Genomic DNA, 14,285 nt, shown 5'->3' with positions numbered 1-14,285 from the left:
TTTAACTGTATTAATATAAGAATCATACATGGCAAATCCATAATGAGAAGGGATAAATAATAGCCACTCAGTTTTTAACACAGAGGTTGCTTCTTTTATCTTGCCTAAAAACAATAGCGAAACTGCCTTTAGAGCATGCAAATTATAATAAAAGATGACTAACCAAATAATAACAAATAAAGCTGTCAATATTCTGTGTATATAAAGTTGTCCTAGACCTGGTATAAACAGCGACCAAATAACGGAAAAAACTGGGTTTCTTTTATCTAGATAGTTAATTTCTAGAGAACCCAACGCAAAGCTATTAAAGCTGTGTTCTTCTCTCTCAGCTAAAAGATAAACCCTATTCATATCCACGGTTGTTCGATAACTATCCCATATACCAAAAAGGTAAACAGGAATATACATAAGCAGCCACCTAGTGTTTAATATTTCTTTAGCCATGTCTATATTTCCTTGAAATGAGTACACCATTGAAAGATTGACATGTGAATATAAGTTAACCACAACTTTCCAAATAAACAATGCATAACCTCTAAGATATTTTGATAAAATTAAATGTCCGAATCCTGGGAAGGCAGCGGACCACCAAGCGATAATGTATGGGTTCCTTAAATGAAGCTGAGTGGTTCCAAGTATGCTTACATGAGCTTTATAACGTCTAGCCGTATTATCATTGCTGTAGTTACTCATCTTCAGTCACCTTTAGGAATTATTGAACTTTTTATAATTTGCTACAAATTTGTTTGTTTATCCTGTGTAACTTATTTTTCCAAGCAATTCCAAAACTCTATTTATCCTTCTTGCACAAACCTGCCAGAGCAATTCCTTTTTTATCCCTTGCGCTTTTTAGTCAATTCGTCATTATTTTATTAAAATTAATAACCCCAATAATTATCAGTATATTATTTTGCTCTAAATAGGGCATTTTAAAGATAGATGCTACTTGGAGGTTAATCAATTATGAATTCTGAACATAATATTCGTCTTACTTCTGCTGAAATAGCTCAACTTTGGACTGGATACATGAATAATAGTATGTCTAAGTGTGTATTGAAGTATTTTAAAGAAAATACCCAAGATGAGGAGATACGAACAGTATTAAATTTGGCAATTTCAATATCAGATAAGATGTTACAAAATATTACAGAAATTTATGTCAAAGAAAATCATCCCATTCCCGTTGCTTTTAGTGAAAATGAGGATGTTAATGTGAATGCACCTGCACTATATTCTGATACCTTCTTTTTAAATTTTGTTCACAATATGGCAAGACACGGCTTAACTGCATATGGTGCAGCTTTATCTGCTTGTGCACGCTTCGATGTTTTAGAACTTTTCTCAAGTGCAGTAGACCTCACTAGGGAATTATTTTTTAAATCCTTAAACATCTCACTAGAAAAAGGATTGTATTCTAGGGCTGCTTCTATTCCAATTCCAGAAAAAGTTGAATTTATTGAGAAACAAGGATATTTAACTGGTTGGTTTGGAGAACGTCGCCCAATCAATTCCCTAGAAATCATGCACTTTTATGAAAATATGGAAAGAAATGCTGTTGGTAAAGCGTTACTATTAGGCTTTGCTCAGGTTGCAGGATTAAAAGAAGTTCAAAATTATATGGTTAGAGGATCAAATATCGCGAATAAAGTAGTGGAGATTATGGCACATATTTTAGCAGAAGAAAATATATCCAAGTCACCTACATATGATTCAGAAGTACTTAAATCTACGACTCCGCCATTTTCAGATAAGTTAATGATGTTCCAAGTATCCATACTTTCTGGAATGTCACTTGGTTATTATGGAACTGCAATAGGTACAGTTGCTAGACGTGACTTGGGTGCAAAGTTTCTACGCATATTTCTTGAAGCTGTTCATTTTGCAGAAGATGGAGCGAATATTATGATTGAACATGGTTGGATGGAAAAGCCCCCTGCATCTGTTGATGAAATTGAATTAGCTAAAACCAAAAGGAAATAGGGATTATGATTGAATAAGAATGCGATTGAGAAATTATTATGGTCAATTGCTTTGCCTGGTTTTGGACAACTATTAAATCAAAAATATGTTAAAGGCGTATTATTCATATTCCTTGAATATCTTGTAAATATTCAATCAAATTTTAATGAAGCAATCATTTCAAGTTTCCATGGTGATACTAATACTTCTATTGAGCAAATAAATTTCAATTGGCTAATGTTTTATCCCTGTCTGTATTTTTTTTCAATGTGGGATGCTGTAAAGGATGCAAATGGAGGAGGAAAGAATTCTCCCTTTTTATTTCTTCCCTTTGTTTTTGCAGCGTATTTTGTCACTATAGGTCTGATTTATTCACCTGATATTAAAGTTTTCGGTGTATTGTTTGGACCTATTTTTTTACCAATGTTATTTGTTATACCAGGAGTGATAATTGGATTAGTAATAAAAAAATTCATTACATCGTTCATAATATAAGAATGCCAAGTTTGTTTTCTTATGATGAAATCTATGGCGTTCTTTTTTATGTTTATATACAAAACGTGCTCCCACTAACCTGCCACAATAGTTGAATAACGGGTATTTTCATTGGGTAAAGCCGTCCATAATTCCTCTAAAAACAATAATATTGGAGGTAATTATTTTGCTATTTTCTAAAGCATGGGAATCTGGCCGTTCTATATGATAGTTGATTATTTTCTTAACGTTTTTAATGAACCGCTCCAAGCAACAACTTGGTCGAGCATTTCAGTTACATTATTATGGTGCAAGTTTCTTTTGTCATTCGTTAAAAGATTTCTTTTATAAGAGTAAAATTCTTAAGAAGTTCATTTTCATTGATCGCTATCCTATTCGTTAAATCTTCTGTTCTCAATACAAACTCTTTAACCCCTATAAATTCTGATTCACTAATCATGTAAAACTGCGTTCCTTTTTTATATCCATCAAACTGCCTTTTTAGTCTATATACCTTCATTCAATAACCTCTTGTGATGAATTAATATGTATATTTTAACAGTTGTTCTTTCTAAACTAAACCATCCGTTCATGCAGCATCAAAAAGATCTTCGCAGCATCCCATTTGTTTATACGAAGTTCCCTTTACTTTAAGTGAATTTCAATCAATTCCTTGGGATATTCAGGGGGTTTATATGTAAATAATAAGATGGTTAAGGATTAAAATGAGGAGGCGTTGTATGCAAAAAGAACAAGCTAGAAAAAATTTGGGTTCAATGATGAAACCAGAATTTGCCGGAACGGATGCCCAAAAAGTAAAAAAAGAAATTCAAAAAGATATAAGCCAAGGACAAGGTGCAATGACTTCTCGAGAGGCAGGAGCCATGTAGGATTAAAAAACCACTCTACGTGGTTTTTTATTTTTTTGCATCAACATTCTTAATCAATTGGTAAGTGTAGTCAGTCTTATAAGAAGACTACTGACATTTCTACAAAGAATGAACCAGAATAGAATTCGTCCATACTGGTTCAAAGTTTATCATTTCTACCCTCTGTTAAATCCACCTTCTGAATGAATAATCTGACCAGTTATCCACTCCGCTTCATCACTTGCAAGGAATGCGATCATTCGTGCCGCATCTTCTGGCTTTCCAATGCGCCCCATTTTGAATTTCGGCAACAAGTATTCTCTTATTTCATCCGTCATCCAAGTGGAATCAGTTGGTCCAGGGTTTACCGCATTAACCGTAATTCCTATAGGTGCTAGTTCAGTTGATAGTGACCTTGTAAACGCTGAAATTGCTCCTTTCGTTGCCACATAAGCTAACTCAGCAGGCATTGGTCCTAAATCCTGTCCTGATGTCAAATTAATGATTCTTCCTGATTGTAAATTGGATTTTTCAAAGCGGCGGGCAAATTCTACACATAGGAGAAAGGTCGATCTCATATTAACTACATAATGGTCATCTAAAGTTTGAGCATCCAGCTCCATATAGCCACCACTTGTTGAATAAGCTGCATTATTTACCAAAATCGAAGGAGAACCAAATTTACTTGAAACTGCATCAAGTACATTATAGGCAGCATTTGCATCAGACAAATCAATTTCTATACTTTCACACTGAACTCCTAGTCCGATAATCTCTTTTTTAAAATTCTCTGACCAACCTGATTCCGATTTCCAATTGGTAAAGAAGATATCTACACCTTGAGTTGCTAATTTTCGGCATATCGCAGCACCGATATCGCTTGGACTACTTGCCCCTGTAATCAGTGCTACTTTCTTTTGTGAAATTCCCATAAGAATCTCCTCCTTAATAAATAGGAAAACGATGACATCCCTATTAAACTTCCTACTTGCTTAGCCGTTTCTTTTTTATCAATTCTAAATATTTTTCTTCAAGTAATTCCTTATCTTCTTTATTAGTGGTAATAGATAATTTACTTACTATCTCCGTTAACTCCATCTCAATTGCCAATAAATAATCTTCTCTCTCGTGTTTCATAATAGCCCTTTTCGTTATATTTAAGTGGTCAATATCTTTTAAAAGTGATGTATTGTTTTCAAAAATAAGGATGTGGGTGGCCAATTCTCGAACAAAATAACGGTCGTGAGTTACAAAAATAATGGTTCCTGGATAATCTTTTAACACGAATAGCAATGCTTCTATTGAGGGAAGATCTAAATAATTTGTTGGTTCATCAAGTAGAAGAATATTGTAATTTCCAAGAAATACTTTTACTAAGGCTGTTTTAACTCTTTCTCCCCCACTTAGCATGTGAACTTTCTTATGAACATCTTCTCGCTTGAATTGTAGTCTTGATAAAACGGTCCGAATAAAGTGTTCTGTGTAATGACTCGTATCTTGGATATTTTCTAAAATTGTTTTGTTTTCATCCAGATTTTCTAGCTGTTGGTGGAAAAAGCCTAATGATCCTGATTTTGAAACAGATATACCCTCAGATCCGTTTGCAATCATGTTTAATAATGTTGATTTTCCCGCCCCATTGTTTCCCATAATAGCCACTTTTGAACCGGGTTTAATGGACCCATTTACATCACGAAACAGCATTTGGTTCCCCACTTTCGCACTTACTTGCTGAAACAAAATAGCTGTTTTACTGTGAATCTGTTTAAATTGATTCATATCAAAAGTGATTTTCTCTTCTGTTCTCGGTTTTTCCTTCTTCTCGAGTTGGGTAATCCTCGATTGAATAGCCTTTACCCCTTTATCTAATTTAGCCTTCTTTTGACCTACACTTCTTTTATGAAGTCTTGCTTCGGAATTCCCCATTCTACTTGGCGCTTTCTTCAATGACTTTGATTTTTGACTTTTTTCAAGAGCAGCCTGTTCTAAACGATGTTTTTCCTTTGTATAATGCTCGTACTCGAACCATTGCCTGTCTGTTAAAAGTTGCTTTTGTTCAACATAATCATGATAGTTTCCTTCAAAACTATGAATTGTCCCATTGTCTATTTCCCAAATCTGAGTACATACGTTATTTAACAGCTCCCGATCATGAGAAATGAGGACAACTCCGCCCTCAAAATTTTTTATTTCCTTTTCGAACTTTTCAACACCATCACTATCCAAATGACTAGTTGGTTCATCAGCAATGATTAATTTGGCTTCTGATGAGAGGGCAGCTGCTATTTTTTTTCTTGTCTTTTCTCCACCACTAAGTGAACATTCCACTGTTGGGACCTTCCAATTACTTTTTAATTTGCGACCCATCTCATTTTCCATTTGCATTCCAAGTTGTGGAATATAAGCAATTGGACAGAATGATTGTACAGTTCCTTGATCAGGCTCAAGGTCATTCACTAACATTTTCAATAAAGTTGTTTTCCCTTCACCATTCTTCCCTACCACACCAATGCGTTCACCGTAATATATGTTCAGTTGATCAGCTTTTACAATTAAACGATCACCATAACTTTTTTCAATTCTATGCGCTGCTAACAATAGCATAAAAAAACCTCCCTAGAATTCTAGAGAGGATTAGTTATTTATTAGGCATACAGAAAGAAACATCCCTTTTAATTGAAACTCATTACAAAAGAGTGTTAATCATTTCATATAAGAAAGTACCTAAAAATGAACAGACTAATCCTATCTAGACAAAATATTTTTAAAAAAGTATTCAAAATATTGTCTGAAAACTAGGATTACTACTTCATTGTATACGGTACCTTGCCTTTCTTTCAAAGATTTAATCATATAATATGATGGATTTTTTTAAATGTCAACCATAATTATCCAATCAAAAGTAAACCTAAGCTTTACCCTATTTCGTATTCCATTCTTCTGCCAAAATCCCATAAACAGCGTGGTCCACATAATGGTCATATAACCATTCTGCTTGTCTAATACATCCTTCATTCACAAACTTCAATCTTTCAGGAATGCTCCTACTTTTCTTATTTCCTATAGCCGCTCTAATCTCTACTTTATTTAGGTTTAACTCATTAAAAGCATAATCGGTCAATGATTTGGCCACCTCGGTCATTATTCCGTTTCCTTGGAATTCCTCACCCAGCCAATAACCAATATAGGCTGTTTTATTTGACCAATTAATGTTATTGTAGCCTGCCACTCCAACAATTTCTCCTTTAAATAAAATCACTGCATTTAAGCTCTTATTTTGAGCGAAACCGTTTAAACAGATTTTGATAAATTCGATGGTATCTTCAAGTTTAGTCGTCATATCCAACCAAGGTAGCCATTCTCTTAAATAGCCTCTTGAGTTGTTTGTTACTTCGAATACCCTTTCTCCATCTCTTAATTCTATTAATTTTAATGATAAGTCATCGTTTATTTTATGTATAAACATTCTATCCCCTCCCAAATGGTTTATTTTGTATTTTATCACATTATTCTGAATGAGATGTTGACATTTTTTATTCCACTCCCGTTTGTTGAACAGCTATTATGGGCTTTTTCTTAACTGCACTATGAGATGAAAAAATGTATGGTTTTTAAACTATGTATAAGCTTACTCAAAGAGTAAGCTTAACTTCCCTTATAAACACTATCACAGGTTTCACCTGTTGGTTCATAATAACAATGATTTTTAAATTGACCTGCTAAAGGTTGACCATACCATGTCGGTGGGCATGGGGCATATGGATTAAAGTACCAAAGGGCATATTTCCCTGGGTGTTCTCTCCAATAATCCAAATTTTGTTTGGCTAATCTTTTTTCAGCCGTTCTCGCTTTTTGGTAAAAGACATTTCCTTTTTGAACGGCTTCAAAAGAATAATTTCCTCCTTGTACTTGATAAATGACTTGTGGAATCGTTCGTAAATTTTTAAAGTCTGAACAGTTTGCTTTTAGACGATTGACAATGACATTTCCAACATATAGCATTCCTTGTTTTCCTTCACCCTCGGCTTCTGCTCTCATCATCCTTGCCATTAAGTCAACGTCTGAACTTCGGTAATTTACTCGTGGCATTTTTTCACCCCCAAAATAAAGTATGAAAAATCGCCTACATTGTTGTCATTGTTTATAAAATAAGGATGCCTAGTTTGGATAAGGAAATGACATCCGTTTCGGCAATCTCACTTAATTTAACTTTACATCTTCTCAAAGTTAATCTTTCTTCGGTTGTTAAAGGTAGTTTCGGAGAAGATTTTTTCATTTCATTCACCCTATTCTTGTTATATTGAAAGACCCTTCTAGTTAAAGAAAAGATCATTCCCCCAAAAAATCCCCATACCAATAGCCACGCGAGCAAAGGAATAGTCAAACTCTTCATTGCCTGCAACCAGTTGTACTCTTTATTTCGTCCCCTCAATATTCGATCAGTTATAAAAAATAATATAGCGGCTCCAAGACTAACCCAGAACAAAATCAAGCCAAAAATGATATGGAAAGCTCCTGAAACAATAGGTTCTGTCTTTTTTACTTGGACTTTGATTGAAATCATATCGCCGACCTTATCGCTAATGATGGACGTTACCACACCATATATTAAAATGGCGGGAAAACTATACAACATATATACCGAGATAGCCGTACTGGAAGAGATGAAATAGCTTTGGATTGACCTTATTTCCTCACCAAAAGGATTGGGCTGAATGAATCCTAAAATAATCGTAAAGAAAGTACCAGAAATGGATGCCGAAATTATTTTTCTAGACAGAATGGTGGCCACCCCTCTTTCGACCATTTTTTCTATATTTTAACATATGAACAATAACAAATTTGGCTTTTCTTCTAATCTACTTTCTCTATTCCCTCCCAGGTACAAACCGATTTGTTAACTATATCAAAATTTCTTCTTCAGTGTCATCTAGGTTAACGATTTTACACAAAAAGAAAACCCTCGCTTCCTTTATCAGAAGCGAGGGTTTCATGGCAGCAATTAATTTATATCCCACTCTAATTTTAATAGATCTTTCAACATGCGAACCTGCTCAGTACCCATTTTTTCTGCAATTTTCTGCTCAAGCTGGGCTTTAAGGGTCGCGTTTTTTTCATAGCAATCTTTGCCTAATGCGGTTAACTGGATGCACTTTTCCTTCTTGTTGTTTTCTACATTATTGATTTCGACTAATCCTTTATCAGAAAGCTTTTGGATAAATTTATGGATCGCCTGACGAGAAATTTCTACATTTTTTGTCACATAGGAAATGGTCGGCTGTTTTTTATAAATCCTCGCCATGATATACCATTCAGAGTTTGAAATATAAATCTCACTTTGATCATTCCATGCTTTCTCGGCGATTTTTCGAACTAAGCTATGACGCTCACTTAATAGGTCGATAAGGTCTAAATGTTGTAATTCAGAGTTTAAAATCAAATGATTCACTCCAATCCTACTCTTCGCCCTTACTATACAAAATCTGTTATTCGGTGTCAATTTGGTTTACTATCAATCGGTTCCTTATTTATTCCACTCTATGTATATGCAACAAATGGGTAGACGATTTCGATGGGGGTAGAAGCAATGCCTGTCCAAAGAATCCTATCCAACCGTCCTAGTCCCATTCGCTCTAACCATTAAGCTTGATTCGCCAATCATGGCAGCGCATCAAGGCTCCTGGAGGGTATTCAAATTCGCATTCGGCGATGCGCTGGAAGCCTAACTTTCGACAAACAGCATTCGATGCAGGATTATCAATTGAAGGGAAGGCATGCATGTAGGGATACTTGTTCTCGGCTGCAGCTTCCTCGATGACTATTTTCATTGCCGCTGTCGCAATTCCGTTCCCCTGGTAGGCAGGAAGGACGCTCCATCCTGTTTCGTAAACAAGTTCCTCCTTCCAAATCTTTGGCCAGTAACCGACCGAACCGACTGATTCTAGGTTAGGTAACAATTGAACGCTAAACATCCTTCCTACAAGATCATGCTCAAGATAACGTTTATGCCGATTTAGGGTCTGCTCTTCCGTCTCTGGCCCTCCGAGGTGCTCCATCATCTCTGGAGAGTTGAGTCGATAAAGTAAATCAAGGTCTTGTTCTTCCCATGGATTAATCTGAACTAGATGGTGGCTTCGTTCTGTCATCTTCATCAACCCCTAACTCATTTTTTGATTGCCGCTAACGTTTGATATCTGGCATTTTAAGTGGAATTTTGGGAAGTGGTCGATAAAATGGCAAAATCGGTTGATAAATTGGGGCAAGTGGTCGATAACCTTTGCTGACTTCTGAATGAAGAACCAAAATGTTCAATAAATCATTGATTCCGGGTGAAAAATATCCATTTTTTTTTTAAAATGGACGTAAGCCCCGCTACCCCATCAACTTCAGGGTACTGTCTACTTTTCACCACTCATCTTACTGCTTAAGGAATCAACATATTGTTTGGATTCCAATAAGCCAAGTCCCGTAACCATTCTATATCTTTTCACTGCTTTGATATTTTTACCTTCTGCAATCAGAAGTTTTAATTCCTCATCGATATTGGCTGTAGCTGGATTGGTATCTGGCACCCCCATATGTTTTGCTATATTTTCTAATGTTGTATTTACACGGCCCATCTCACTTCGTAATAGATTCATAGATCTTATTAGACCTCCTAATAAGATTACTCCTAAAATTCCCCAGAATACTTGTCCATCCATCGTTACCCTCCTTCATTGAGCCGATTTGCTCGACTGAAAAATAACCGTTCGACTTGTACTTGACTCCACGTGGACTTCCAATTCTTTTTGGCGACTCGCTCTTCGTATATTTGCGCCCGCTCCTCCGTTTTTGTAAAATACGGTGTCGGTCTCACCTCCAAGTGGACGACATCATGAATTCCACATGGAGCTGTTAGGATGACACGACCTTGATCATCTATTTTCACCCCTAAAGCTGTTGCGGTTTCTGGAAACTTAGAGATCGCGTCAACAGCTGACGAATATGGAGGCATATGGCTTTTGAGATGCATTCTAGCTTCATTTTTTACGGACCAGGGAATATTGGGAAGCAGGTTGGCCAGTCTTTGCTCGAGCTTTTTTTCTGTAGCTTCTTCCAGATTGGTTGGATCGAAATAGATGACATCAATATCTGGGAGTGGCGTTCTTTCCTTGAAGTGGTGTAAAGTATCCCAAATCTTCGACCGAACAAAGCCCGCGCAAATCCACCAATCCGGCAACTCCAATGATTTCGCCGCTTGTAATATTTCCATCATCCATGGATCCTCGCTAATGATGGCTATCATTTTCTCCTCGTTCATTCCGATCATCCTTACAAATTGTTATACCTGTATGATTCTATACCGTTGAATGGTTCTCCTTCTTCAAAGGATTTTCATAGCATGGAAAAAGCCGCTAGTATGATGGACTAGAGGCTTTGAATCCACTTGGTTTGTATAATGAACTAATCCCCTTGGAAAAGGGATTACGATGAAGACCTACTATTGTGCATTCCTCTTGGAAAACGGATTGCATGAAAGATAGTCTTTTCATGCAGCCGCCCGAGTTATTCCTTCGTCAAACCATTCACGTCAATAAATGGCGTCGCCCCTCCCGTAACACTTGGCAAACGGCCATCCCATTTCTCTAATGCCTTCTCCTGGACCTCAATTTGTTTTAATTGAATTAATTCCGGGGTCACCTCTTGTTTTTTCAAGCGTAACGCTTCCGCCTCCGCACCAGCTTGAGCGACCTTCTGCTCAGCTTCAATCTTGATTCTTTCCAAATCACGCTGGGCCCGTAACGCATTTTGCTCCGCGGTTTGTTTCGATTCAATCGCTTTATTAAATTCCTCACTAAACGCAAATTCCTTAATATTGATATCTTCGAGAATCATAAAATATTTTGTTAATTTGACACCCAACATCTCTTTCACCTTTGCGGAGACCTCTGGCCGTTTCGAGATTAGTTCCTCAGCAGTGTACTGGGCAGTGACCGCCTTCAATGATTCAGCAATGGCAGGGTCGACAATCCGCGAGCGATAATCCAGGCCGATTTCCTGATAGAGGGTATTGACTGAACCAGGATCGACTGAATAGTTGACGGCTACATTTGCCGTTACCATTTGAAGATCCTTTGATGCAGCTGTCTGTGAACTCTCCTCTTTTTGAACCCGCACCTCAACCTGCTGAACCGTTTGAATAAAAGGAAGCTTAAAATGAAGCCCTTCTGTTAGAATGGTCGGCTTCACCGCTCCAAATTGGAGCAAAACGCCCCGATTACCTGATTCAACAGTTGTCGCTGAGGCAAAACCCAAGACAATAATAATAAGGGCAATTAGTCCACCGATGATCGATTTCGTATATCTCATGCCGATTCCTCCTCTTTCACACGTACATGCCGATACAGAACAGATCCTTCAAATAACCATATGCCCCCAATTGCAAAATTATTCACGATCTCATGCTTCACCGCATTACCGATGTGGGGGTGTGGGGGTCAGGCCCCAATAAGGCTAGTATTATTTCTAATTTTTTGGTAAATTAATAGTAATCCCATATTTTGGAGGATCCTGCTATGAAAAAAGTACTCGTCTTACTATTGATCGTATTGATTATTTTGATAGGCGGAACATATGGCGTCTATAAGTGGTTCGATTACACGGCTTCAAAGAAAGTGACTCTCTTACCCAAACAAGCACCTGATGAGTATAAGGCGGAATCAAAAGAGGAACAAGCGCTAGAAGAAGAACAGGAAGAACAGACTGGTAAAATTGGTGGTGTGCAGTATGATATTAAGTTAAATCAGGACAGTTCAGAAGAGGCAGTCATTGATGTGATGCACATGATGACCCATCAAAAAGTTAAGGCAGAAGAAAAGTGGGGTGCGATTCCAATGATTCCTTCTACCATTAACCAAGTCTATGAAATTGTTAATAATAGTCAATTTACTCATAAAGCTGACCTGCTCGCCATTCTAGCAAAATGGAAGGACGGACAGTTTGCAGAAGTGGACAGTGACCATAACTACTTTTGGAGATATAAGGATGGAACCGTCGGTCAAGCTTACGGCATCTTGACCCCAGTAGAGGAAGAAACTTTTATTACTAATAACTTCGGCAAAGACTATTCCAACGTCGCTCAATCACAGGAATAGCCTCTGATTCTAATGCTTTACAGCATTAATGTTGTGGGGGTCAGGCACCGGTATGTCTTCCACGAATTTGCAGTAGTTTTCTATCTGCGGCTTTGGAAATAGAGTTAATACTTTTGTGGTTTGGATCGGTATGGGTGATACATACGTATCCGATAAATAAGCAAGATAGCTGCTCCATGGATAATCTTGAGGGGACCTCACCATTTGGGCTTCAACAGGATTCAGATGAATGTATCTATTTACATCTAATAGATAATCTGTGGAGACGATCATTTCAGATCCATACCTTCCCTGAAAGACGTGACCTACTTGCTCGTACCGTTTATTAAGATAGATGGCATACCTGGAATTAATCATTTTCATAATATCTTTTGGATGATCATCAATGGTTTCGATTTGCAGATGAACGTGATTGTCCATGAGGCAATAGGCGAGGAGATGAAAAGGATACGCTTGACGGGTTTCTTCTAGTAACTCCAAATAAACTACACGATCAAAGTCATCAAAAAAAATGACTGACCTTCGATTACCTCGACTCGTAATATGATAGATGGCACCAGGAAACCACACACGAAGTTTTCTCGACAACGTGCATAACACCTCTCTTTCAACTTACTTACTTTCCATCTATATCATTCAACACCTCCCTCCAAATTCCTTCCCCTTTCGATAAAAACTGAGAAGAAAATACGACAAAAAGCAGAGAGCCCTAAGCTCCCTGCCTTCCTTTTACTCTTTACAGCATTAACTGATTGGGGGTCAGGCCCCTTATCCTGCCATTTGATTTTTGGCATCTCTTGGGCAGTAGACTGAGATATGGTCGATGGTTGCTTTGGAACCGACGAATTTTAATTGAAATTTATCAGTTACATTGTAGACCCAGATGGTATCACCGCTACTAGTACGAGTGTCATCTGGTTTACCTAATTCTTGCTTGATCTGTTCAAACGTGAGTTGTTGAAGTTCCTTCGCATTCGAACGGACATCAAAAATTTGTTCCCCCTTATTTATACCGAAAACAATCCCCCGGCTGGTATATGTCGCATATCGATTCCCAGCCACAAAATCAAGTTGATCAGGCTCGCCCCACTTAGCTGTGATCTGCTCAAAAGTAGTCGTTTCCACAGGAAAGATGCAGTTTTTAACGCTTCCCTCTTTCGCAAGCTTCACCGTTTCCTGTATCAACGACGCCTGCTGACTATCTCCCGTCTGGCTTGGCTCGGAGGTTGACGGGTTACTAGACGGTTTTTCGGACACGTTTCCAGATGGCTTTTCTGATGGCTTTTCCGGTTCATCGGTTTGGCTGGAGGAATGAGAAGAACTGGAGCTAGGCGAAGTTTGTTTGGACGGAGGTGGTGAAGACTGTGTATCTTCTTGATGCGTACAGCCGATTAGAAGCGCAAAAAGGCACGGAATAAAGCCAATTTTCAATAAGTTTTTCAATTTTATTACCCCTTTTCATCATGCTATGTGAATGAGTCCTGTTGATTTTCCTATCAATAGATTTACATCAGGCATGGAAATATACCTGAGCCCACTCCTTTTTCCAAAAGCGTCACTTCCCTTCTCCTGCAGCCTGTTTATCGAAAAATCTATAGAATTGTAGAGATCTGCTACTGTATTGGACTCTTAAATGAATAATCAATGAGACAAGGCTGAAGAATATCGTTTCATTTATTAGAACGAAAACAGCTTAAACAATGTTACACCCACTTTCGAATTACCAACTTTTGTCTCATGCCTACATGCAGCACCCCATACTTTACCGCTTTAACTGAGCGGGGGTCAGGCCCACTAGCCTTGCATATTAGTAATTAAATTGAATTAATTCAAAATTTTTACATTG

General features: G+C 37.5%; 18 protein-coding genes. 4 read left to right on the top strand and 14 right to left on the bottom strand.

Translation table 11 applies throughout. The features are described 5' to 3' along the window. A partial coding sequence (locus TY15_RS21610) for a hypothetical protein (RefSeq protein ID WP_042375540.1) occupies positions 1-693 on the bottom strand: 693 nt, incomplete at its 3' end. A 270-nt stretch (positions 694-963) separates the two neighbouring features. On the opposite strand from TY15_RS21610, the gene TY15_RS21605 reads away from it, so the two are divergent. Together TY15_RS21605 and TY15_RS21600 are read left to right on the top strand one after the other, a co-directional pair. Beyond that, positions 964-1,980, top strand: coding sequence for a DUF3231 family protein (locus TY15_RS21605; protein WP_040203352.1), 1,017 nt, complete (start codon positions 964-966; stop codon positions 1,978-1,980). 9 nt (positions 1,981-1,989) lie between these two features. Next, positions 1,990-2,454: a hypothetical protein gene (locus tag TY15_RS21600; protein ID WP_040203350.1), complete on the top strand. Its 465-nt coding sequence runs from the start codon at positions 1,990-1,992 to the stop codon at positions 2,452-2,454. A 310-nt stretch (positions 2,455-2,764) separates the two neighbouring features. On the opposite strand, the gene TY15_RS21595 is transcribed toward TY15_RS21600, so the two are convergent. Further along, positions 2,765-2,953: a hypothetical protein gene (locus TY15_RS21595; RefSeq protein WP_040203348.1), complete on the bottom strand. Its 189-nt coding sequence runs from the start codon at positions 2,951-2,953 to the stop codon at positions 2,765-2,767. A gap of 220 nt (positions 2,954-3,173) precedes the next feature. Between TY15_RS21595 and TY15_RS24775 the strand changes: the two genes are divergently transcribed. Continuing rightward, complete coding sequence (locus TY15_RS24775; protein WP_179301681.1) at positions 3,174-3,323, top strand: hypothetical protein; 150 nt, start codon at positions 3,174-3,176, stop codon at positions 3,321-3,323. A 155-nt stretch (positions 3,324-3,478) separates the two neighbouring features. Here the strand turns inward: TY15_RS24775 and TY15_RS21590 are convergent, their stop codons facing one another. From TY15_RS21590 to TY15_RS21545, 10 genes are all read right to left on the bottom strand, one after another. Beyond that, positions 3,479-4,234, bottom strand: coding sequence for an SDR family oxidoreductase (locus TY15_RS21590; protein WP_040203346.1), 756 nt, complete (start codon positions 4,232-4,234; stop codon positions 3,479-3,481). Between the two features lie 52 nt (positions 4,235-4,286). Then, positions 4,287-5,906, bottom strand: a complete 1,620-nt coding sequence (gene abc-f, locus TY15_RS21585; RefSeq protein ID WP_040203345.1) for a ribosomal protection-like ABC-F family protein — start codon at positions 5,904-5,906, stop codon at positions 4,287-4,289. A 316-nt stretch (positions 5,907-6,222) separates the two neighbouring features. Next, complete coding sequence (locus TY15_RS21580) at positions 6,223-6,768, bottom strand: GNAT family N-acetyltransferase (protein WP_040203343.1); 546 nt, start codon at positions 6,766-6,768, stop codon at positions 6,223-6,225. A gap of 179 nt (positions 6,769-6,947) precedes the next feature. Then, positions 6,948-7,391, bottom strand: coding sequence for a cell wall hydrolase (locus tag TY15_RS21575; RefSeq protein ID WP_040203342.1), 444 nt, complete (start codon positions 7,389-7,391; stop codon positions 6,948-6,950). A 52-nt stretch (positions 7,392-7,443) separates the two neighbouring features. Then, positions 7,444-7,866 carry a hypothetical protein gene (locus TY15_RS24770; protein ID WP_179301679.1) on the bottom strand — a complete coding sequence of 141 codons (423 nt, stop codon included), beginning with the start codon at positions 7,864-7,866 and terminating at the stop codon, positions 7,444-7,446. A gap of 438 nt (positions 7,867-8,304) precedes the next feature. Beyond that, positions 8,305-8,742, bottom strand: a complete 438-nt coding sequence (locus TY15_RS21565; RefSeq protein WP_040203341.1) for a MarR family winged helix-turn-helix transcriptional regulator — start codon at positions 8,740-8,742, stop codon at positions 8,305-8,307. A 193-nt stretch (positions 8,743-8,935) separates the two neighbouring features. After that, positions 8,936-9,448, bottom strand: coding sequence for a GNAT family N-acetyltransferase (locus tag TY15_RS21560; protein ID WP_040203339.1), 513 nt, complete (start codon positions 9,446-9,448; stop codon positions 8,936-8,938). Between the two features lie 252 nt (positions 9,449-9,700). Beyond that, positions 9,701-10,006, bottom strand: a complete 306-nt coding sequence (locus TY15_RS21555; RefSeq protein WP_040203337.1) for a hypothetical protein — start codon at positions 10,004-10,006, stop codon at positions 9,701-9,703. 2 nt (positions 10,007-10,008) lie between these two features. Next, positions 10,009-10,614: a nucleotidyltransferase family protein gene (locus tag TY15_RS21550; RefSeq protein ID WP_042375537.1), complete on the bottom strand. Its 606-nt coding sequence runs from the start codon at positions 10,612-10,614 to the stop codon at positions 10,009-10,011. A 236-nt stretch (positions 10,615-10,850) separates the two neighbouring features. Further along, positions 10,851-11,654 carry a prohibitin family protein gene (locus TY15_RS21545; protein ID WP_042375535.1) on the bottom strand — a complete coding sequence of 268 codons (804 nt, stop codon included), beginning with the start codon at positions 11,652-11,654 and terminating at the stop codon, positions 10,851-10,853. A gap of 206 nt (positions 11,655-11,860) precedes the next feature. Here TY15_RS21545 and TY15_RS21540 point away from each other — a divergent pair, with 206 nt between their 5' ends. After that, positions 11,861-12,439, top strand: coding sequence for a DUF6241 domain-containing protein (locus tag TY15_RS21540; protein ID WP_040203335.1), 579 nt, complete (start codon positions 11,861-11,863; stop codon positions 12,437-12,439). Between the two features lie 9 nt (positions 12,440-12,448). Here the strand turns inward: TY15_RS21540 and TY15_RS21535 are convergent, their stop codons facing one another. Next, positions 12,449-13,027, bottom strand: coding sequence for an REP-associated tyrosine transposase (locus tag TY15_RS21535; RefSeq protein ID WP_040203333.1), 579 nt, complete (start codon positions 13,025-13,027; stop codon positions 12,449-12,451). 180 nt (positions 13,028-13,207) lie between these two features. After that, positions 13,208-13,882, bottom strand: a complete 675-nt coding sequence (locus tag TY15_RS21530) for a YjgB family protein (RefSeq protein WP_052353869.1) — start codon at positions 13,880-13,882, stop codon at positions 13,208-13,210. Positions 13,883-14,285 lie beyond the last annotated feature (403 nt).

Origin of the sequence: Neobacillus jeddahensis, assembly GCF_000612625.1 — a bacterium.
GTDB classification, from domain to species: Bacteria; Bacillota; Bacilli; order Bacillales; family Cytobacillaceae; genus Neobacillus; species Neobacillus jeddahensis.
Note: the sequence above shows the minus strand (reverse complement) of the source record. Positions and strands in the feature narration are given on the sequence as shown.